The sequence below is a fragment of the Nicoliella sp. ESL1113 genome (assembly GCF_058509245.1).
Genome location: NZ_CP196388.1, coordinates 137440 through 157820, shown reverse-complemented (window position 1 = coordinate 157820; position 20381 = coordinate 137440). Strand labels below are relative to the sequence as shown.

At 37.6% G+C, this 20381-nt stretch carries 21 protein-coding genes; 12 read left to right on the top strand and 9 right to left on the bottom strand.

Translation table 11 applies throughout. The annotated features are described in order from the left end of the window. Window positions 1-50: 50 nt before the first annotated feature. Window positions 51-1388 carry a dihydrolipoyl dehydrogenase family protein gene (locus tag ACSYTJ_RS07435; protein WP_491717638.1) on the bottom strand — a complete coding sequence of 446 codons (1338 nt, stop codon included), beginning with the start codon at window positions 1386-1388 and terminating at the stop codon, window positions 51-53. Window positions 1389-1725: 337 nt separating this feature from the next. On the opposite strand from ACSYTJ_RS07435, the gene ACSYTJ_RS07430 reads away from it, so the two are divergent. Next, window positions 1726-2445 (top strand): gamma-glutamyl-gamma-aminobutyrate hydrolase family protein, encoded by a 720-nt coding sequence (locus tag ACSYTJ_RS07430; RefSeq protein WP_491720222.1) that lies wholly within the window; start codon window positions 1726-1728, stop codon window positions 2443-2445. 40 nt (window positions 2446-2485) lie between these two features. After that, window positions 2486-4126 (top strand): peptide ABC transporter substrate-binding protein, encoded by a 1641-nt coding sequence (locus ACSYTJ_RS07425; RefSeq protein ID WP_491720221.1) that lies wholly within the window; start codon window positions 2486-2488, stop codon window positions 4124-4126. Between the two features lie 172 nt (window positions 4127-4298). On the opposite strand, the gene ACSYTJ_RS07420 is transcribed toward ACSYTJ_RS07425, so the two are convergent. Beyond that, window positions 4299-5702 (bottom strand): APC family permease, encoded by a 1404-nt coding sequence (locus ACSYTJ_RS07420; protein WP_491717641.1) that lies wholly within the window; start codon window positions 5700-5702, stop codon window positions 4299-4301. Between the two features lie 111 nt (window positions 5703-5813). Here ACSYTJ_RS07420 and ACSYTJ_RS07415 point away from each other — a divergent pair, with 111 nt between their 5' ends. Both ACSYTJ_RS07415 and ACSYTJ_RS07410 read left to right on the top strand, forming a co-directional pair. After that, window positions 5814-6683, top strand: a complete 870-nt coding sequence (locus ACSYTJ_RS07415) for a LysR family transcriptional regulator (RefSeq protein WP_491717642.1) — start codon at window positions 5814-5816, stop codon at window positions 6681-6683. Window positions 6684-6697: 14 nt separating this feature from the next. Next, entirely contained in the window at window positions 6698-7189 is a 492-nt protein-coding gene (locus ACSYTJ_RS07410) for an O-acetyl-ADP-ribose deacetylase (RefSeq protein WP_491717643.1), read from the top strand. On the opposite strand, the gene ACSYTJ_RS07405 is transcribed toward ACSYTJ_RS07410, so the two are convergent. After that, window positions 7190-7489 (bottom strand): hypothetical protein, encoded by a 300-nt coding sequence (locus ACSYTJ_RS07405; RefSeq protein WP_491717644.1) that lies wholly within the window; start codon window positions 7487-7489, stop codon window positions 7190-7192. Between the two features lie 450 nt (window positions 7490-7939). On the opposite strand from ACSYTJ_RS07405, the gene ACSYTJ_RS07400 reads away from it, so the two are divergent. From ACSYTJ_RS07400 to ACSYTJ_RS07390, 3 genes are read left to right on the top strand one after another with little or no spacing between them, the layout of a single operon-like run. Continuing rightward, entirely contained in the window at window positions 7940-8644 is a 705-nt protein-coding gene (locus ACSYTJ_RS07400; protein WP_491720220.1) for an amino acid ABC transporter permease, read from the top strand. A 15-nt stretch (window positions 8645-8659) separates the two neighbouring features. Then, window positions 8660-9403, top strand: coding sequence for an amino acid ABC transporter ATP-binding protein (locus ACSYTJ_RS07395; protein WP_491717646.1), 744 nt, complete (start codon window positions 8660-8662; stop codon window positions 9401-9403). Between the two features lie 12 nt (window positions 9404-9415). Then, window positions 9416-10237 (top strand): transporter substrate-binding domain-containing protein, encoded by an 822-nt coding sequence (locus tag ACSYTJ_RS07390; RefSeq protein ID WP_491717647.1) that lies wholly within the window; start codon window positions 9416-9418, stop codon window positions 10235-10237. A gap of 49 nt (window positions 10238-10286) precedes the next feature. Here ACSYTJ_RS07390 and ACSYTJ_RS07385 read toward each other — a convergent pair whose 3' ends face one another. Together ACSYTJ_RS07385 and ACSYTJ_RS07380 are read right to left on the bottom strand one after the other, a co-directional pair. Beyond that, entirely contained in the window at window positions 10287-11249 is a 963-nt protein-coding gene (locus tag ACSYTJ_RS07385) for an ADP-ribosyltransferase (protein ID WP_491720219.1), read from the bottom strand. Window positions 11250-11279: 30 nt separating this feature from the next. Further along, entirely contained in the window at window positions 11280-11858 is a 579-nt protein-coding gene (locus ACSYTJ_RS07380) for a TetR/AcrR family transcriptional regulator (protein WP_491720218.1), read from the bottom strand. Between the two features lie 181 nt (window positions 11859-12039). Between ACSYTJ_RS07380 and ACSYTJ_RS07375 the strand changes: the two genes are divergently transcribed. Then, window positions 12040-12669, top strand: a complete 630-nt coding sequence (locus ACSYTJ_RS07375; RefSeq protein WP_491720217.1) for a carbonic anhydrase family protein — start codon at window positions 12040-12042, stop codon at window positions 12667-12669. Window positions 12670-12747: 78 nt separating this feature from the next. On the opposite strand, the gene ACSYTJ_RS07370 is transcribed toward ACSYTJ_RS07375, so the two are convergent. Further along, window positions 12748-13131 (bottom strand): tautomerase family protein, encoded by a 384-nt coding sequence (locus ACSYTJ_RS07370; protein WP_491719417.1) that lies wholly within the window; start codon window positions 13129-13131, stop codon window positions 12748-12750. A gap of 250 nt (window positions 13132-13381) precedes the next feature. Between ACSYTJ_RS07370 and ACSYTJ_RS07365 the strand changes: the two genes are divergently transcribed. The 4 genes from ACSYTJ_RS07365 (at window position 13382) to ACSYTJ_RS07350 (ending at window position 17456) form a co-directional block, all read left to right on the top strand. Then, entirely contained in the window at window positions 13382-14740 is a 1359-nt protein-coding gene (locus ACSYTJ_RS07365; protein WP_491717652.1) for an FAD-dependent oxidoreductase, read from the top strand. A gap of 173 nt (window positions 14741-14913) precedes the next feature. Continuing rightward, a complete protein-coding gene (locus ACSYTJ_RS07360) occupies window positions 14914-16254 on the top strand; it encodes an FAD-dependent oxidoreductase (protein ID WP_491717653.1) in 1341 nt (446 codons plus the stop codon). Window positions 16255-16389: 135 nt separating this feature from the next. Beyond that, window positions 16390-16866, top strand: coding sequence for a glutathione peroxidase (locus tag ACSYTJ_RS07355; protein ID WP_491717654.1), 477 nt, complete (start codon window positions 16390-16392; stop codon window positions 16864-16866). A gap of 17 nt (window positions 16867-16883) precedes the next feature. Continuing rightward, entirely contained in the window at window positions 16884-17456 is a 573-nt protein-coding gene (locus ACSYTJ_RS07350) for a metal-dependent hydrolase (protein ID WP_491717656.1), read from the top strand. 37 nt (window positions 17457-17493) lie between these two features. On the opposite strand, the gene ACSYTJ_RS07345 is transcribed toward ACSYTJ_RS07350, so the two are convergent. Genes ACSYTJ_RS07345 through thrC form a run of 3 tightly spaced genes read right to left on the bottom strand, consistent with a single transcriptional unit; the run spans window position 17494 to window position 20294 of the window. Beyond that, on the bottom strand, window positions 17494-17928 hold the full coding sequence (locus ACSYTJ_RS07345) for an ACT domain-containing protein (protein ID WP_491717679.1): 435 nt from the start codon (window positions 17926-17928) through the stop codon (window positions 17494-17496). After that, the gene (gene thrB / locus ACSYTJ_RS07340; RefSeq protein WP_491720216.1) at window positions 17921-18814 is read right to left on the bottom strand and encodes a homoserine kinase; all 894 of its coding nucleotides are present in this window, start codon (window positions 18812-18814) and stop codon (window positions 17921-17923) included. Before thrB ends, ACSYTJ_RS07345 begins: the two co-directional genes overlap by 8 nt. Then, on the bottom strand, window positions 18807-20294 hold the full coding sequence (thrC, locus tag ACSYTJ_RS07335; protein ID WP_491720215.1) for a threonine synthase: 1488 nt from the start codon (window positions 20292-20294) through the stop codon (window positions 18807-18809). Before thrC ends, thrB begins: the two co-directional genes overlap by 8 nt. Between the last annotated feature and the right edge of the window lie 87 nt (window positions 20295-20381).

The window sequence follows — 20381 nt, the reverse complement described above, 5'->3', positions numbered from 1 at the left end:
CTTGCTACATAAACTAGGAATGATTATTTTAATCAAATTATCTATAAACTTTAAAAACTCGTTAATATATTACTGCCTAGTGATGGGAAAATATTGATTAACCCCTGGATCTGTTGACGACTAATGTGCCAAGAAATGACCATGTTTAAAATTTCGATCGCATCTTCAGCTTGATCACTAAGTTCACTGGCCCCAACTAAAAAGTCATCCTGATCGAATACTAATGTTCTAGCAGCGACGGTTTGACCAGATTCTTTGTAGTACATTTCACCTGATAGGTCCGTGCGCTTAATTGTATAATTATCGTTATTTTCGACCGTTTCAGGATTGATACCAACGGTCGCAAGACGCGGTGAGGCGAATACGTTGGTAGGCATAGGTGGAAATTTAATGGCCTGGTCGTTTTCACCTGTAAATAGCTTAGTAAGATACTTGGTTTCAAAGGTTGCCACGGGGGATAACTCTGGTTTGTCAAAGTCGATCACGTCTCCATCAGCATAAATGTTATCAACACTGGTTTGCAGGTGGTCGTTTACTTTGATTCCCTTTGCATCGAAATCTACCCCCACTTTTTCTAAGCCGATATTGTGAACGACTGGGTTACGTCCGCTAGCGTCTAATACATAATCAGTAGCAAGCTTTTTATCTTGAAAGTTCACAACGAGTTCAGAACCTTGTTTTTTAATCGATTTGATTTCTGAATTGGGAACAAAGTGCATCCCACGCGCTTTTAAACTATCAACTAGCTTATTAACTAAGAACGAATCGAAGCCACGTAAAACTTTATCATGGTGCATTAAAACTGTTACTTCCGCTCCTGATTCATGGGCCAGCGTAGCTAGCTCAATTGCAACGTATCCGCTGCCAATAACCGTCATTTTTTTGGGTAATTGATCGATTGATAGAAAATGAGTGCTATCATGGGTTAACTCGGTGCCAGGAACGTCGATGTGGTTAGGTGTCAACCCAGTGGCGATTACAATTTTATCAGTGGTTAATCGTTCCCCGTTCACTTCTAGGGTGTGCTTATCGATTAGTTTGCCATACCCCTTAATGACTTTCACACCAGCTGCCTTTAATCTTTTTTTCATGCCACCTGCTGGATCAGCATCAATATTACGGTGCTTTCTTTGCATATTCTCGTACCAGTCAACCTTAACTTCATTGTCACCATAAATTTTTTTAAATTGACTAGTTCGGTAGGCTAATTCAGCTGGGATATCTAACGTAAACTTGGGCGTACAACCAAAGTTTGGACAGGTCCCACCAATTGCAGTTGATTCGATAATGGCTGCTTGGTAGCCCTTATTACCTAGTGGGACGGCCCCATTAACGGCACCGACACCACCGCCAAGATAAACAACGTCATATTCATATTGATCACTCATTTAATTTCCTCACTTTCCATATATTAACTAACTAAAATTTTATCAGAAGAATTTGATAAGTAAACGAATTAAACTTGGATTTAAATTAGAAAAAAATTTGACTTTTCTAATGTTTGGTATTATATTATATCTTAAACAAACTAATTGATCGGAGGGAATAATCATGATTATGATTAAAGCTATTGAAATTGATATTATGTGTTGCAAAGTAATAGTGCCAGAACATGGTTATTCTAATTAAGATACCTTGCTGTTTTAGCTATCTTAATTACCAGTAGATCGCCATCTTTGACACTTTTTGTGTTGATGATGGTTTTTATTTTATAGGGGGAATTATATGATGAAAATCGGAATTACTTCAGATGTTTATGCAAACGATGTTGATCCATTAAGCGGAGTCCCAGATGCCATCATTAAGATGCTTAGACTTCACGGTGTTACTCCGGTTGCTGTTCCGATCGGTAGTGCATCGCTAACTAAGCGGTTGATTGATGAAGTTGATGGTTTGATCATTAAGGGTGGCATTGATGTTAATCCAGAACGATATAATGAATTAGCACTGTCGACTACTGATGTTCCTGATGATAACCGCGATGCAGCTGAATTTACTGCATTAAAAGAATCTACTTCTAATGGAAAGCCAGTGCTTGGGATTTGCCGAGGGATGCAAGCAATTAACGTATTCTTTGGTGGCAGTCTATATCAAGACATTTATACGCAAGCGCCTGGTCGGAAGTTTTTACTCAATCACACTGCTGATTGGGACCGTGGGTACTTTCCAACGCATATGCTCAATGTTGATCCTGATAGCTACCTTTCTGAATCATTGGGCACAAGAACAAAGGTTAATTCTCGACATCATCAAGCCGTAAATCGAGTTGGCGATGGGCTTCGGGTCGTTGCGCGTGCTGACGATGGCATCGTAGAATCAATTGAAGGTAAGAATGGTTTGATCCAAGGAGTTCAATGGCATCCCGAAAATCTATGGGAACGTGATGAAAAACAAAATAAACTTTTTGAAAAATTCTTTGAAAACGCCAAAAAACGGGTATTTTAATTTAATATTATCAATAAATTAAATAGAGGATGTGGTTATATTGAAGAGCCGTTCGATTTGGAAAATTGGAGTTGTTGCAGCTGTATCATCATTGGTGTTAGCAGCTTGTGGTTCAAATAGTAGTTCTAGTCAGTCAGATTCTAGTGCTGGTAGTAAAAAAGACTTAAATTGGATGAGTAGTGCTAGTATCTCGACCCTTGATCCATCGAAAGCCGTTGATAGTATCAGTGATCAGATCGTTTACAATGCATATCGTGGATTATTAACGATCAATGGCGGTAATAATGTTGCCCCAGGTGTAGCGAAGAGCTATAAGGTCTCTAACGGTGGTAAAACGTATACATTTTACTTACGTCATTCTAAGTGGAGTAATGGAACCCCCGTTACTGCGAAGGACTTTGTTTACGGAATTCAACGTAGTGCTGATCCTAAGACAGCTTCTCAAGCCGCTTATTATCTTGATCATATTCAAAATTACGATGAGGTCAAAAATAAGACGAAGCCTGCTTCAGCTCTTGGAGTAAAGGCGGAGGGCGACTACAAGTTAGTAATTAATTTGAGTAGTCCACAGAGCTACTTTAAGAACTTAGTAACCCTCCCAGTCTTTTATCCACAAAGCGAAGCAGTTGTTAAGAAATTCGGTGCTAGTTATGGGACCGAAAGTCAAAAAGCCGTTTATAATGGACCGTTTAAGGTTACTGGATGGACTGGTAGTAATGATGGCTGGAACTTAGCTAAGAACAACTACTACTGGAACGAACAGGATACTAAGGTTAAAAACATTAAGTATACTGTAGTTAAGGATCCAACGACTGGATATAATCAATATCAAGCAGGTAAATTGGATGAATTACAACTAAACGGTAAACAACAGGTGGAACACTTTAAGAACAGTAGTCAGCTCCACTTACGTAATACTGACAGTGTTTATTACCTAGCTTTGAATCAATCAAAGGTGCCTGCTTTTAAGAACCTTAACGTTCGTAAGGCCATCTCACTTGCAATCGATCGGAATCAACTGACGCAAGATATTTTAGGCGATGGTTCATACGCTGCGAAGGGCTTGGTTCCAAAGGGACTTGCTTCTTATAAGGGGAAGGACTTTACCGATTACTCGAACAATAAGGCCGCAACCTCTAGTAATTTAACGGAAGCGAAGGCCCTTTGGAAGAAGGGACTTGCTGAAACTAAGACTAGCAAGTTGAACTTACAATTATTGAATGATGATACACCGACAGGAAAGGCAGTGAATGAATTTCTGCAAAGTGAACTTGAAAAGCTACCTGGCTTGAAAGTTTCTAGTTTGACGTTGCCACACCCAACTAAGGTCAGTCGTTCACTTAATAACCAATTCCAAGTTGCAGTTGCACTTTGGTCACCATCTGTTACTGATCCAACATCTCCATTAAACATTAAGACTACTGGAAATTCATTGAATTTCGGTAAATGGTCGAATGCTCAATATGATGAATTGATGAATAAGGCAACTGGTAGTGATGCTGGAAATGAAGCAAAACGTTGGGATGATATGGTTAAAGCTAATGATATTCTATTATCACAACAAGGGGTTGTCCCTCTTTACCAACAGGTTCAACCAGAAGTGATCAAGTCTAATATTCATGGCATTAAGTATTATCCAAATGGTCCTACTTGGGATTTATCAGAAGTTTATGTAAAATAAGGATCAAAAATAATTTGTAATCAATAGTAAGGAGACCCCGATCTGTTGGACAGTGATTGTTCGGCAAATCGGGGTTTTCATTTGAAGTGATTTATCTTGCTAATTGATTTCTGATTGATATAATAGTTGAAATAAAAAAGCGAACCATTTCGTGGCTCGCTTTTGAATATGCTTATTTTTGGCTATTTTGTAACTTGGAATGTCTAATTCCATAAACGAAGTAGAAAATAATTCCAATTACCAACCAGATACTAACTGAAATTTTAGTGATGTCTGGTAGGACGATAATGAAGAAGATGCTGAATAGTCCAGCGATAATTGGGAGGTATGGATACCAGGGCATTTTAAATCCTTCGTTTTTGATGTCTTTGCGCTTTCTTAGTCTTAAGATACCAAATGAGATGAACGTAAATGCAATTAAAGTTCCGGCGTTAATCAATGATGCTAGTTGAGCCAGTGGCACCAATCCAGCAAAAATAGCTTGGATGATGGTTGCGATAATGATTGCATTTGATGGCACAGCGTGTTTTTTGGAAACTTTCCCCATTGATTTTGGTAGTAATCCATCACGACCTAGGGCATATACTAGTCTGGAACCTCCAATGAACATTGTGATCATTGCGGTAAAAATTCCGAATAATGCTCCGATGGTAATTAATTTGTTCCATGCGGTAAGGTGAATAACGTCAAGCGCAAATGCTGCGGGATCATCGATGTTAAGTTGCTTATAGTTAACGATTCCAGTTAATACTAATGAAAATGCAACGTATAGAATAACTGCAATTACAACGGTTCCTAAGATTCCCTTGATGACATTTTTACCAGGATCAACAGTTTCGGCAGAGTTAGCAGCAAGTGCATCAAACCCAATAAAGGCAAAGAAAACAGTTGCAGCCGCCGTTGATATTCCACCAAGGCCGAATAAACTAGAATGGAATTCCTTTGGATAAAATGGAACATAATTACTGGACTTAACGTAGAAAACACCAATTATGATGAATAAAATAATAATTGCAACTTTAACGATTACGGCAACGTTTTCGACCTTTGTTGATAGGGCGGTTCCCTTCATTAGAATTGCTGAAATGATTAATATGATCACCACCGCAGTGATGTTGATGACCCCACCTTCCATGGGACCTGCTTGGAGTGCTTTAGGAAGGTTAATTCCTATCGCAGACAATATGTTATTATTAAAGTAAGCAGCAAACCCTGTTGCTTCAGCTGAAACCGCGAGGAAGTATTCCAGGATTAATGACCATCCTAAAATCCAACCGATAATTTCCCCGTAAACAACGGAACCAAATGAATATGCAGAACCTGCAATTGGCATTGCTGATGAAAATTCTGCGTAGGCCATTCCAACCAAACCGGAAACAATTGCTGCGATTAAAAAGGCAATTGCAACGGAAGGGCCCGCATGGGTAGCAGCTTCGTGACCAGGTAAGATGAAAATTCCAGTTCCAATCACGGCTCCGATTCCAAGTGACACTAGGTCGCGTGCATTTAAGGTCTTGGATAATCGTGCATCAGCCTTTAAATAGTTACTGACTGATTCCTTCTTGAATATTTGCATAAGTGATGCTCCTCCTTAGTTATTATAATTAAGACTAACTAACTATATAACTAAGATTAGGATAAGTAAAATTAATAATTGAAATAGTTATATTAGGAAAGGCGATATAAGATGAATAGACTACTAGTAATCGAAGCGATTTTACAAACAAATAGCTTTACAAAAGCTGCTGAACTATTAGGTTATACACAGTCTTCCGTTAGCCAAATGGTGGCCAGTTTGGAAAAAGAATTTAACATGAAAATGTTAAAAAGATCCCGACATGGCATTCAGCTGACTCCCGAGGGAAAGGAATTATACCCGTATATTATTCAAACGATTCGACAATATCAAGCCTTAAAAGAAACCGCTAGCTCTATTCACGGGTTAAAAAAAGGAACCGTTAGAATTGGTGCCATCACCAGTGTTAGTTGCTATTGGCTTCCAGATTTATTTAAGGAATTTCGGAAAGCGTATCCTGATATTGAATTTATTCTTCAACAGGGTGACTACGGAATGATTTTGAATTGGTTGAAAAACGGCATGATCGATTTTGGACTAATGACAGCAGATTATGGAGAAGGATTTCATAAACAGATTATCCATACAACCCAGATGAATGCCTTTTTACCAGTCAATCATCCACTATCCAGTTTGGATCGGATTCCAATTGAAAAATTGTGTGATGATCCATTCATTCTTGTAGAAGGGGGCGGGTACAGTGAACCCCTAGAAGCTTTCAAGCGTTCACACGTTAAACCAAATGTGAAATACAGAATTCAAGATGATTACACGATTATGGCAATGGTAGAAGCAGGCCTAGGCATTAGCATTTTATCAGAATTAGTTTTTCAACGGACTAATTTTAAGGTTGTCAGTAAGCCCGTTGAACCAGCTGTTAAAAGACCAGTTGCGGTTGTATATCGTGATAAAGAGACCCTTCCCATTGCGAGTCAATACTTTATCGAATTTTTAATCAAAAATCGTGAAAAATTAATTTAAGAAGGGTTAAATGAATGAAATCAATCAAATTGGTATTAGGTGATATTACTAAATTTAGTGGTGACGCAATTGTTAACGCTGCTAACCATAGTTTGATGGGTGGTGGCGGAGTAGATGGTGCGATTCACCATGCTGCGGGTCCCGAGTTGAACAATGAGTGTGCACGATTAAAAGGCTGTCGAACTGGCGAAGCAAAAATTACCCGTGGCTATCGACTGCCTGTTAAATACATTATTCATACTGTAGGACCGATTTGGCATGGGTTACCGACCGATGCACAAGATTTAAAAAATTGTTATTTAAATGCGATCAAAGTCGCAGTGCAATATCATTGCAATACGGTTGCATTTCCGTCCATTAGTACGGGGGCTTATGGTTATCCACTCGTTTCCGCAGCTCAGATTGCAATTAATACCTTGAGGTCAATTAGTAGTTCCATTCAAGTAACGATCGTTTGTTTTGATCAAAACACCTTGAATGCATATCAAAATGCGCTTGCTCAATAATTATTGAGAAGAATTATTTTTCTGCGACTTTTTTAAATCGTCTGGATGATGATCATTTTTATCATGGTGTGATCCAGAATTGTTAAAGTATTGGCGGGGAACGAACTGAAATGCAGAACTGTTGCCCTGATTTTGATTTGAAAATTTATAATCTGCGATAATTGATTTCATTTCTTGGTGGGAAATTTTAGGTTGAGTATTATTAGCATGGGCAAATAAATTACCAAATAAGAATAGACATCCAATTGCTAGTGCTGCCAATCCTACGTATAGTCCAACTAAGTAACTACGATTTGACATGTGAAGTCCCTCTTTCGATTTCTAGATATGAAAGTCTTAAGACTTTCTTTAACTTATTATAAAACAAATTTAAGAGATTGTAATTATTTTTAGTTATTTTTTATTACAAATTAGTTTAAAAATAACTATAAGGGCTATCAATAGAGACTGATGATTCATTTTGTTGACAATCTACTAATGAATTGTTAGTATTAGTTTAACAATTAACGAGTAGGGGGAAGAGCTAAATGACTAGTACTAAGATAATGTGTTGTTCATGGATGAATTGTTGCACTTTATTTAACACTAGTTATTGACCCTTCTGAAAACTATCAACCACAGATACGCATTTTTTAATTGATTGTACACAAACTAAAATGGATTTGGTAGATGAAAAAGAGCAGTAAATTAGTGTTAAAAGCATTAATTTAAGGCTCTTTTTTTGTTAATTGGACATTAGGAAGGAGGAACATGATGAGTACTTGGGATATTGTTAAAAGCTCTTTACCAGAATTAATAAAGGCTGCATTGGTTTATACGATTCCAATTGCAATCGTTTCATTTATACTAGGGCTCGCACTGGGATTAATAACTGCACTAGTGCGAACTTCAAAACGCGGTAATTGGTTCTTGATCGTTAAGGGGATTTTTCGGTTTTATGTGTGGCTGTTCAGAAGTACGCCCCTGTTGGTGCAATTATTTATTGTCTTCTTTGGTTTACCATATCTAAGAATTGCCGGTTTATTACCCGAGGGGATTAAATTAAGCCCTGTTGTTGCTGGGATCCTAACGTTTTCCCTTAATACAGGAGCATACGCATCTGAAACGATTAGAGGTGCAATTCAATCGATTCCAGCTGGACAATGGGAGGCTGCTTACTCACTTGGAATGACGAAACGCAAGGTATTATGGAGAATCATTTTACCGCAAGCCAGTCGAGTTTCCCTTCCTCCGCTGTCGAATGAATTCATTGGTTTGGTTAAGGATACTTCATTGGCTGCTTCGATTACGATCGTGGAAGTATTTGAGGTCAGTCAACAAATTGCAGCCCAAAATTATCAACCATTGATAATGTATATCCTAGCTGCATTGATTTATGCAGTTATCTGTAGTGTGCTTACCATTTTACAGGGATACTTGGAAAAGCGAGTTTCAAAATACGCCATTAAGGAATAGGGGGTGAATCCAGAAATGCTAAAATTAACTAACGTCACTAAAACTTTTGATCAACAAAGGGCGTTGAACGATGTTTCGATTCAGTTCCCCAAGGATAAGACGACCGTGATCGTTGGCCCATCGGGATCTGGGAAGTCGACCCTATTAAGATCTTTGAACCTATTAGAAATTCCAGAATCGGGTGAGTATGATTTTAATGATTTAAAGATTAATTTTGCCAAACCAATCAATTCTAAAACCATCTTGAACGTTAGACGGCATACTAGTATGGTATTCCAAAATTTTAATTTATTTCCGCATTTAACGGTAATTAAAAATGTTATGGAAGGTCCAGTTCAGGTATTAGGTAAGAGTAAGGCTGATGCTCAGCAAGAAGCAAAACAGCTATTAGCTAAGGTGGGCATGGCTGATAAGGAAAATGCTTATCCCGCCCAGTTATCAGGTGGTCAGGCTCAACGGGTCGCAATTGCGCGGTCGCTTGCAATGCATCCAGAATACATTTTGCTTGATGAACCCACTAGCGCTCTTGATCCTGAAATTGAATTAGAGGTCTTGAAGGTTTTATTGAATTTGGCAAGGGAAAAGCAATCATTGATCATTGTTACCCATAATCTAACGTTTGCCCAACGGGTTGCCGATCAAATTGTTTTTATCGAAAATGGTCAGGTGCGCTTTGAAGGGCAGACTAATGACTTCTTTAACTCAGATAATCAAAGAATTAGTGAATTTTTATCAGCAATGTCTTTAAAAAATAATTAGGAGTGTTGAATCATGAAATTTAATAAGTTAATTAAACGTTTATCAGTTGTTACCGCATTATTGGGTGCGGGAGTCTTACTAGCAGCATGTGGTAATTCTTCAAGTAACTCAAGTAGTAGCAATGGTTCATATAAATCAGAATTAGTGAAGAAGGGGACCTTTACGGTTGGACTAGAAGGAACGTATGCTCCATATTCATACCGTCAAGATGGTAAGTTGCAAGGGTTTGAAGTTGAACTAGCAAAGGATGTTTCTAAGAAGCTTGGATTAAAGGTCAACTTCGTTCAAACGAAGTGGGATAGTTTAATTGCTGGGCTGGGAAGTAGCAAGTACGATGCCGTAATTAATAACATGACCGTTACTCCAGAACGTGAAAAGCTATATTCATTCTCAACTCCTTACACTTATTCTTACTATACTTTGATCACTAAGAGTAATTCTAGCATCAAGAGTATTGATGATATTAAGGGAAAGAGCATCGTTGATGGTGCCGGAACCGATAATGCAGTTGTTGCCAAGAAGTTTGGGGCGAACGTTTCATCAACTCCTGAAAGTGCAACTGGATATCAATTGATTCAACAAGGACGTGCTGATGGAACGATTAATTCAGTCCCAGCTTGGAAGTACTATGCAAAGCATAATTCAACCAAGGGATTGAAGGAAATCGATGTCCCAGCAAGTAAGCAAAAGCCTGCTAAGACTTCAATCATGTTCAACAAAAACTCTAAGCAATTGACCAAGAAGGTTAACAAGGCAATTGAAGAATTACGGACTGACGGAACCCTTAAGAAATTATCAATTAAGTACTTTGGTTCAGATATCACTACTAAGTAATTAAATCAATTTAGCGAAATAAAAAAACTGACGATTCCGTCAGTTTTTTTTATTCCACTAAATTCATGGTAATTAATTTATATTTAATTTTAGTTGGTTTGGCTTTAATCTTTTTGTTGTGCTTAGCTGTTCCTACTTTTCCATGCATAGAGAAGTAGGTAGTAACATGTTGAATCTTAGAAACTACTAACTTTGCGTTTGGTTTTAGCAGAAACTCTTTTTCTGGACTATTAATGGAAATCGGGGCAATGTAAGCTCCGTTATAGCCAGCTGGAATGTTAATTTTCAGCAAAATAGAACTTTGAAACCCAGTAGCGATCTTATGTGAGATACTAGATGATGAAAATGCAGCATCTTGATAGATTCGACCAACTTTTAACGTTTGGTTATTAATGCTAGCATCAAGGCCCTTTTCGTTAATTCCACGATAAATGGTCATTTTAAACGGGGTCTTAAATTTCATAATGGCAGAATTAATCAGTTTCGTTTGCTTTTTTACCTTACTACTAACCTTTTGTTCGGGATATCGTAAGTGTTCGTTGACATTCGTATACCCGTTATTAGTGTAATTGCTAATTGCCTTTACTTGTTGCTTAGTGAGGGTACTGCGCCATTTCTTTTCAATTTTGAGAAGCTTATTATACATTCCCTTATCTACATTTGACGAATGAAAAGAGTATGTAAATCGCTTAAAGTCTTGAACGTAGAGGGGTTGATTTTGGTTAGCAAAAAGCACCAAGTAACCATTTAAGTAACTTTTTATAATGCTTCCGCTCGTGAATTGCGGTAAGGTGACTGGATTATTATAGTCAGGTAACTTATCAGCTAATGGATACGCCTCAATTGTTTGATTTAAAGTCCATAAATTACTAGAGAGATCAGTAACATATGAACTGGTATTGTTATATTCAACTAACGATTGGTTAAAGTTATCCTTAGCATTAGCAGGGATGGAAATGCCAATACTACCAATCAAGATACTTGCGATAATTGTAACTTTAGTAAGCTTCATAAAAATTAACTCCTATGTTTCATTCCTGTTTTAAGCAGGGAAATAAATATTGAGGATCCGATCTAATGGGTGTACAACAGCTTCAACGGTCGCATCTAAGTCAACATCCAGATTATCCTTATACCAAGTTCCGGCATAAACAACGGAACCAGCAATTTCAGCAGAAAGTAGTTCAGAATTACCATTGAATGTGACACCATGCATTTCACAATAGCCATCAATGATCATTTTGATTTTAGATTGAAAAGTTTCGTAAAAAATATTAGATAAGTTAAAGCCATTCTCCGCATCAAGGGCTTCCTTGTTATCCTTAATAAAAATAAACATCGGACGAACAATTTTGGTAATTAATTCGACTCTTTGTTGGACGAAAAAATCTAAATTATCAAACGCAGTCCGAAAGTAAGTATTAACCCATTCCTTAGATGCAAATCGATAAAAGTCATCCTTATTTTTAAAATGTCGATAAAATGTAGCTCTTCCAATATTTGATTTTTTACATAAATCATTAATTGAGATATCCTCAAATGATTGACTTTTTTGTAGTTCAAGTAATGATTCAATTAGTGCTTTGTAAGTCTTTTGGACCCGAATGTCTTTTTTGTTCATTTTTTCACCTTCTATAATTTAAGCGAAGAATTTATGATAAAATATAATATGATACTAACACATATCTGGTACTAATTAATAGTATCTATTTCAGAAAAGTGGATAAAAATCATACATTTGTACTGTTATTCACTATTATTAGATATTTTGGAATTAAAATCAATTAAAAAGAGGGAAAAAATTGTTAGATTATAATAATCAATCCATGTGGAAAAATAACTTTGGCACCCAACAATCGCCAGTTGCCCTTAACAGAAGCGATGCCAATGTTGATTTACAGTCATTCAGCTATTCAATCGAGTCCGATTATATTTTGAATCGTTTAATTGATGATGAAACTACGATTAGACTAACTGGCAACGGAAGCGCCAAGATCATTAATCGTGACTTTAGCTTTCAACAAGTTCACTTCCATTCACCATCCGAACATACAATTGATAATGCTCAATTTCCGTTCGAAATTCATCTGGTACACCAAAATGCAATTGGTCAGTTACTGGTAATTGCCCTAATGGTTACGCTTGGATCCGCTGATCCCCAATTTGAACAAATTTTGAATAAATTTCAACGTGGGCAGCATCAAGATGTGCAAATTGATATTACCGATTGGCTTAATTTTAATTCCAAACATGGCTTTCATTACCTCGGTTCACTAACGACCCCACCATTAACAGAAGGTGTCGAATGGATCGTTATAAGTAACTCACAAATTACGATTAGTAGCGAACAACTGTCTCGCTATCAGGCCATTTTTAACGCTAATAATCGTTCTTTACAATCATTAAATGATCGTAAGCTATTTTATTTTTGATCTGAAATTAATTGTAAAAAAAACTAGCCGTATGAATAATTCCCAATTGGAATTTACTTCACACAGCTAGTTTTTTTATTAATGTAGTGGGCCATCAACAAACTGCGCCTTACCGTATCCGAAGCTCCAGTCTGCATCACCGTTAGTTGATAAACTAACTAGCAGATTTTTAGGATCAAGGCCAATTTTAGCTTGTAATTCCTTGGCTAGTTGATCGTAATAGGCTCTTTTTTGAGAAACGTTTCTCGAGCGGGTGGTAATTTGAAAAACGACTACGTCCTTACTTCTTTCTATTCCTAATCCTGAGTCTAGAATGTTCATTTCAAATGGTTCGTGTTGGGTTAATACTTGATAACGATCACCATTTGGAATTCCAAAGGTATTTAACATTACTTGGTATGATACCTCTAATAAATCCTTTAAATATTTTTCATCGTGACCCTTAATTACATCAATTCGCATAAGTGGCAAAACAATCACATCCTTAAATATTATTATTGCCATTATATAATATTGATGATTTATTGTGAACCGATTTAATTTGTGTAAAATTTTGCAATCTGATTAATGTATCGTTTACGACCTAATATTTTATTGTTATAATTTACTTGTAAAATTAACTGAAATTGATATAATTGATATTAGTTAATAATTATTATAAAATAAAAAACGTTATTATGGTATTTTATATTTGAAAGGCAGGATATTAATAATGAAGGTTATTGTATTAGGTTCTTCTCACGGTGGTTATGAAGCCGTTCGTCAAATTTTATTAGATGCTCCAGATACTGAAATTCAATGGTATGAAAAGGGTGACTTTATTTCGTTCTTATCATGTGGAATGCAACTCTACCTTGAAGGAACGGTTAAACACGTCAATGACGTTAGCTATGCAAAGCCTGATGAAATGCGTAAGGAAGGCGTTGATGTTTTTGTAAAACAAGAAATTACCGCTGTTGATCCTGCCAAGCATACTGTTCACGTTGTTAACCATAACGACGGTTCAGAACGTGATGAAAGCTATGATAAATTAATCATGAGTCCGGGTGCTGTACCAGCTAACCTGCACGTTAAGGGTGAAGATTTAGAAAACGTATATAAGATGCGTGGCCGTGATTGGGCAATTAAACTCAAGGAAAAAACCGTCGACCCTTCAGTTAAAAATGTTGTCGTAATTGGTTCTGGATACATTGGAATCGAAGCTGCTGAAGTATTTGCTAAGGCTGGAATGAAGGTTTCCATCGTTGAACATAACGAACGCTTATTAGGGGTTTATCTCGATAAGGAATTCACTGACACTTTGACTACTACGATGAAGGATCATGGCGTTGACTTCTATGGTGGTCAAGGAGTTGCCGAATATAAAGGTGAAAATGGTAAGGTTACCACTGCGGTTACTGAAAAAGGGGTTGAAATCCCAGCTGACCTAGTAGTTGAAGCTGCTGGAATCCATGCCAACACTGAATGGTTAGATGGCGTTGTCGATCTAGATGACCATGGTTTGATTAAGACTAATGAATTCTGCCAAACTAGTGATGATGATATCTACGCCGTTGGGGATGCGACCTTAGTTCCATTTGCTGCTACTGATGGAAAATCACGGATCGCACTTGCCACTACTGCTAGACGTCAAGGGCGGAATGCTGCGATTAATGCTTTAGGTCGTAAGCACGCAATGGTGCCAGTTTCTGGCTCCAGTGCGCTGAGTGTATTTGATTACAAGTTTGCTTCTACTGGAATTAAGGAAGGAACTGAAGCTCGCTTTGGGGTTAAGACCCAATCAACAGTGGTTAAAGATACCTTTAGACCACCATTTGTTCCCGATGATGCTGGGAATGCAGAGGTAATCTTTAAATTGACTTACGATCCAACAAGTCACGTGATCTTAGGAGCGCAAGTAATGTCGACTCAAGATTCCACTCAAAATATCAACACAATTTCACTAGCAATTCAAGCTAAATTAAAGGTTGAAGATTTAGCCTATGCTGACTTCTTCTTCCAACCTGGTTTTGACCGTCCATGGAACATCATTAACGTGGCTGCTCAACAAGCAATCGAAGATTTAAAGTAAAACTATAACGATTAAAAATCGTGCCATTATTTATGGTACGATTTTTTTTATTAATTTCATCTTAAGCTTAATTCTTTTTTCTTGTGTTCTAATTCACAAGATATTATGATTAGATTATAAATTATTTTAAAGACAAAAACACGTTAGTTGTTTATGTTAAAGGAGTTTTAATTATGAAAGTTATTGTTATAGGTTGTACGCACGCAGGGACTTTTGCTGTAAAACAAATTTTAAAGGAACATCCAGATGCACAAGTTACGGTGTACGAAAGAAATGACAATATCTCATTCCTTTCTTGTGGAATTGCACTTTATCTTGATGGCAAGGTTGCTGATCCACAAGGGCTCTTCTACTCTAATCCTAAGGAATTAGCTGATTTAGGTGCAGATGTTAAGATGCTACACGATGTTAAGTCAGTTGATACTGATGCTAAGACGGTTGAAGTTGAAGATTTAGAATCTAAGGCAGTTGCTAGTGATAGCTACGATAAGTTAGTTGTTACAACTGGTTCACGTCCTGTATTACCACCAATCGAAGGTGTTGATAACAAAAACGTTTACTTCTGTAAGAACTGGCACGATGCCCAAGTCTTATTTGAAAAGGCAAAGGACAACAAGCGCATTACCATCGTTGGTAGTGGATACATTGGTGCTGAATTAGCTGAAGCATACTCCAATCACGGTCATGAAGTAAACTTGATCGATACGAATGATCGGGTTATGTCAAAATACTTCGACAAGAAATTTACTGATAAAATTGAAGCTAGCTATAAAGAACACGGGGTTAATTTATTATTAGGGCAACGAGTTTCTAAGTTTGCTGGAGATGATGAATTAACGATTACTACTGATAAATCTGAAATTAAGACTGATATTGCAATCCTTTGTGTTGGGTTCAGACCAAACACTGAATTATTAAAGGGTAAGGTTGATATGTTACCAAACGGTGCTATCAAGACTAATGACTACATGCAAACATCTAACCCAGACATCTTTGGTGCTGGTGATAGCGTTGCTGTTCATTACAACCCAACCGGGACTGATGCTTACATTCCATTGGCTACCAATGCAGTTCGTCAAGGGATTTTAGTTGGTAAAAACATCGAAAAGCCAACTACTAAGTACATGGGGACTCAATCCTCATCAGGTTTGGAATTATACGGTGAAGCCATCGTTTCAACTGGGTTAACCATGGCCAATGCGGAACGGCAAGGAATTAAGGCGCGTGAAGTTGTGATCGAAGATAACTATCGGCCAGAATTTATGCCATCGACTACGCCAGTATTGATGTCACTAGTTTACGACCCAGAAACACGTCGGATCCTTGGTGGTGCTTTAATGAGTAAGTACGATATTTCACAATCTGCTAATACTTTATCAGTATGTATTCAAAATAAGAATACCATTGATGAATTGGCAATGGTTGATATGCTTTTCCAACCAAACTTTGACCGTCCGTTTAACTACTTGAACATCTTAGGCCAAGCTGCTCAAGCACAAGCTGATAATCAATAATATCTAAAAATAAGAAGCCTTCTCAAATTTGAGAGGCTTCTTATTTTTGTGTAAAATTTGATACAATTGAATAGCATTCAAAATATTATTATGTAATAATATTAATTATTATTAAAAATGAAAGGGTGTTATTTGATGAGTTCAATTTATGATTTTACTGAAGTTGAAATGAGTGGCCAAGAATTGCCACTCAGCAAATACAAGGGTAAAGTGATGATCATTGTTAATACGGCAAGTAAATGTGGATTAGCTGGTCAACTTGAAGATTTGGAATCCCTATATAAAAAATATCATCAAGATGGCCTTGAGATTTTAGGATTTCCCTCTAACCAATTTAAACAAGAACTTTCCGATGATAAAGAAATTAATGAATATTGCCAAATGCACTATGGTGTGACGTTCCCAATGACCAAGACTGTTCAAGTTAACGGTAGCGATCAAAATGATTTGTTTGCTTACCTTAAGGAAGAGTCCGGTCATGGTCGGATCAAGTGGAACTACACCAAGTTCTTGATTGGTCGTGATGGAAAGTTGATTAAGCGTTATGCACCAATTACTAAACCTGAAAAAATGGAACCAGAACTAGTAGAGGCGCTATATTCTGAGGACTAGGAAGAGATGAAAAAGCGATGGCACTGCGTAGAACGCATATCGCCGCTTCAGAGGCACTAGTAATTGGTGGGTTATATTTTACTAATCAACCGATTTCAGTTGAAATAATTAGTGTCTTGGGGGTCTGGATTGGCGCTCAAATGCCTGACATTGATGTAAAGAACACCAGAATAAATCGTTTTTTTGGGGTATTTGGATTTATATTTGCAATTCAAAAGCATCGAACTTGGACTCATAGTATTTGGGCAGTGATATTGATGGGGGCGGCTGCTCATTATTTGCCAGTTTTTAAACTAATGGAAGCTAATTTTGCGGCCATTAATTTTCAACGGGTTTTCTATTGGGCCGTTTTTGCTGGATATATCCTTCATTTAATAGAAGATAGCTTTTCAAAACAGGGTGTTCATTGGTTTTATCCAATGACGATTAAGGACTCTTATAAAAAGTATCGGAGATCTGGAAGTCGTCGCTCGAAATGGTATTTTTATCAAACTGGTGGCCCTGCTGAAGAGTTGTTTTATTTAATTTCAGTTTTGGCGCTTACGTATTTGTCGGTAATGATTTTTTACAGTAATTATTTATTAAAATAGGGAGTTGGCATGGATGCCAATTCCCTATTTTTTGTAACTATTCAATTGATAATAGATTCACTTTACTGGTACCATCGATTTTTTTAATATTGAATAGTAATTCATCGATCGTATGGTGCATGTGTGTTAAATCTAACGAAATAACGACGCTGGCGACATTGTGGATTGGAATGTTTTGGTTAATTGTAAGAATACTAGCTTCACTTTTAGAAATAGTTGCTAAAACCTTAGATAACAGGCCGCTTTGGTTATCTAACATGAAGGAAATTAAGGCTTTTCGATCCCAAGAGGAGTTATTAGCTTCATATACTAGATCCTTATACTTATAATAGCTGCCGCGGCTAATGCCGACTTCTTTGACAGCTTCACTAATTTTTTTTACCTTGCCAATATCCAATAAATGCCGTGCTTTAATTACCTTCCCAAACGTTTCTGGGAGTAATGATTGATCAATAACGTAATACTTATCGATTTTGGAACACCTCGCTCATTACACCATGATTATCAACTTGAACTGCTTTAGCGGTCCATTCTGGAAAGTCTTCACTAATTTCAGAAATTAAATGGCGCTGCTTTTTATAGTCATCGGTAATCGCCATCATCGTTGAGCCACTACCACTAACGTATAATACTGCATTTTGGTCTTTGCAGATGGACTCAACATCAGCAAAGTGTGGAATTAACTTTTTACGAAATGGTTCATGCATTCGATCATCCATGGCTTCACGTAGTTGATTAAGATCACCAGTCCCAATTGCATGGGTCATCAATAAGCTATGGCTAACTTGATGCGTAACGTCAGCATAACTCATCTGCTTTGGCAATACATTTCTAGCATCGGCTGTGCTAATTTTAAAGTTGGGAATGATGGCAGTGAAATTAAATTTATCACTAACGGGATATCTTACAACTTGAACTTGGGAGTTAGAATCAACAAATGCCATGCAAAGTCCACCATAGATTGCTGGTGCAACATTATCTGGGTGTCCTTCCATTTCAGTAGCAATTTCTAAAAGTTGCTCATTAGTGAGCGGGTTGTCAAACCATTGGTTGGCACCTGCTAGTCCACCAACGATACATACCGCAGAACTACCGAGTCCCCTTGAAACAGGAACTTCACTTTGAATTTCAATTTGAATGTCTGGAACGGGTTGGTCTAAATATTCACAAACAGCTTTAAATGCTCGGTAGACTAAGTTATCTTCATTTTGAAATGCAGTGGGGCATCCAGTGATCATAAGATGGCTGGAATCATTTGCGCTAAACGCAAAACTAGAATGCATCGTAACCGCGATTCCAATGCAATCAAATCCCACGGCTAAGTTAGCACTGGTGGCTGGAACTGAAATTTTAATCATTTTGAAACACCTCCATTGAACGGTTGTAAACAAATTCTGCCATTTGGCTAGGATCGATCACTGGGGCCTTATCTTCGGGTAGTGACCAAACTTTTGCTAAGTTTTCTGGAACTACTACGTGAGTAAAATCATAGATGGCACGAGTGGTCTTAATCGCATCTTCTTCGTGGTGGCCAATAATTGCATCTGCGACCGCATCAACGAATTTATAAGGGCTAGCAGTACTTAGTAAGACCATTGGGGTATCCTTATCCTTAGCCTGGGCGTTTCTCATTACAGAGTATCCAGATGCAGTGTGTGGATCCATTAAATAGTGGTATTGTTCAAAAGCATCCTTGATCGATTTTTCGATTTGGGCATCATCACTATAACCACACTCAAAGTCGGCTTGGATTGAAGCTAGCATTTCTTTGCTGACCTGATACTTTCCGGTCGTTTCTAGTTCATCCATTAATTTTTTGATGGCCTTTGAGTTTTCACCGCTCTTGTAGAAGAGCAATCTTTCAAAGTTGCTAGAGATTTGAATATCCATACTTGGGGCAACCGTCTTAAAGAATGGTCGGTTACGGTCATAGACCCCGTTTTCAAAGAAGTCAGCTAACACTTTGTTCGAGTTACATGCTACCACTAGTTTCTTGACTGGGAGGCCCAGTAGTTTGGCGTAATATCCAGCAAGCACATCCCCAAAGTTTCCAGTCGGAACGGTGAAACTAATTGGCTTGCCAAATTCAACACTTCCGTTTGCAACCAATTGTTTATATGCATTAAAGTAGTAAACGATTTGAGGGATCAAGCGGCCAATATTAATTGAATTAGCGCTAGAAAGGCTGATGTGTGAACCTAATTTAGCCTTAAGTTGTTCATCGTTGAAAATCTTTTTCACGTTAGTTTGGGCATCATCAAAGTTACCATTAATGGCAGCCACATTGGTATTATTTCCCTTAGTGGTTAACATTTGTTGCTTTTGGATTGGGCTAACCCCGCCATCAGGGAAGAATACGCTAATGCCCATTTGATCGGTATCCTTGAACCCGGCTAGTGCGGCAGTTCCAGTGTCACCACTAGTTGCTGCCAGGATCATGACCCGTTGTTCGGGAGTAAGGGCCGTCCGCATTAATTCTGGCAATAGTTGTAAACCAACGTCTTTGAATGCGCTAGTGGGACCGTGGAACAACTCTAAAACATGAAAGTCGTCAACATCTTTGACTGGTGTGATCAAAGGAGTACTGAAAGAATGATCGTAAGCGTTGTGCAAACATTTTTCGATTTCTTCATTAGTAAAGTCGGGGAGTAACACTTTAAGCACTTCCGCTGCCATTCCTTGGTAATCCTTTTTGATTAATGAAGCTAAATCGATTTTTTTATCAGCCAAGTCAGGGAGTACGAACAACCCCTTATCATCGGAAAAGCCCTTGATGATCGCTTCCTTTGCATTGATTCTGATATCACCATTTCGTGTACTTATGTATTGATCTGCCATAACTTTTATTCCTCCATATACTTGCATTTGATTTATAACCATGATAATATGTTTTTAAATAAAAAACAAGTGTTTATGAAAAATATA

Excerpts from the sequence above, each read along its gene's own strand:
- ACSYTJ_RS07435 (WP_491717638.1), bottom strand. The coding sequence starts at position 1,388 with ATGAGTGATCAATATGAATATGACGTTGTTTATCTTGGCGGTGGTGTC.
- ACSYTJ_RS07430 (WP_491720222.1), top strand. The coding sequence starts at position 1,726 with ATGATGAAAATCGGAATTACTTCAGATGTTTATGCAAACGATGTTGAT.
- ACSYTJ_RS07420 (WP_491717641.1), bottom strand. The coding sequence starts at position 5,702 with ATGCAAATATTCAAGAAGGAATCAGTCAGTAACTATTTAAAGGCTGAT.
- ACSYTJ_RS07415 (WP_491717642.1), top strand. The coding sequence starts at position 5,814 with ATGAATAGACTACTAGTAATCGAAGCGATTTTACAAACAAATAGCTTT.
- ACSYTJ_RS07410 (WP_491717643.1), top strand. The coding sequence starts at position 6,698 with ATGAAATCAATCAAATTGGTATTAGGTGATATTACTAAATTTAGTGGT.
- ACSYTJ_RS07405 (WP_491717644.1), bottom strand. The coding sequence starts at position 7,489 with ATGTCAAATCGTAGTTACTTAGTTGGACTATACGTAGGATTGGCAGCA.
- ACSYTJ_RS07400 (WP_491720220.1), top strand. The coding sequence starts at position 7,940 with ATGATGAGTACTTGGGATATTGTTAAAAGCTCTTTACCAGAATTAATA.
- ACSYTJ_RS07395 (WP_491717646.1), top strand. The coding sequence starts at position 8,660 with ATGCTAAAATTAACTAACGTCACTAAAACTTTTGATCAACAAAGGGCG.
- ACSYTJ_RS07390 (WP_491717647.1), top strand. The coding sequence starts at position 9,416 with ATGAAATTTAATAAGTTAATTAAACGTTTATCAGTTGTTACCGCATTA.
- ACSYTJ_RS07385 (WP_491720219.1), bottom strand. The coding sequence starts at position 11,249 with ATGAAGCTTACTAAAGTTACAATTATCGCAAGTATCTTGATTGGTAGT.
- ACSYTJ_RS07380 (WP_491720218.1), bottom strand. The coding sequence starts at position 11,858 with ATGAACAAAAAAGACATTCGGGTCCAAAAGACTTACAAAGCACTAATT.
- ACSYTJ_RS07370 (WP_491719417.1), bottom strand. The coding sequence starts at position 13,131 with ATGCGAATTGATGTAATTAAGGGTCACGATGAAAAATATTTAAAGGAT.
- ACSYTJ_RS07365 (WP_491717652.1), top strand. The coding sequence starts at position 13,382 with ATGAAGGTTATTGTATTAGGTTCTTCTCACGGTGGTTATGAAGCCGTT.
- ACSYTJ_RS07360 (WP_491717653.1), top strand. The coding sequence starts at position 14,914 with ATGAAAGTTATTGTTATAGGTTGTACGCACGCAGGGACTTTTGCTGTA.
- ACSYTJ_RS07355 (WP_491717654.1), top strand. The coding sequence starts at position 16,390 with ATGAGTTCAATTTATGATTTTACTGAAGTTGAAATGAGTGGCCAAGAA.
- ACSYTJ_RS07350 (WP_491717656.1), top strand. The coding sequence starts at position 16,884 with ATGGCACTGCGTAGAACGCATATCGCCGCTTCAGAGGCACTAGTAATT.
- thrB (WP_491720216.1), bottom strand. The coding sequence starts at position 18,814 with ATGATTAAAATTTCAGTTCCAGCCACCAGTGCTAACTTAGCCGTGGGA.
- thrC (WP_491720215.1), bottom strand. The coding sequence starts at position 20,294 with ATGGCAGATCAATACATAAGTACACGAAATGGTGATATCAGAATCAAT.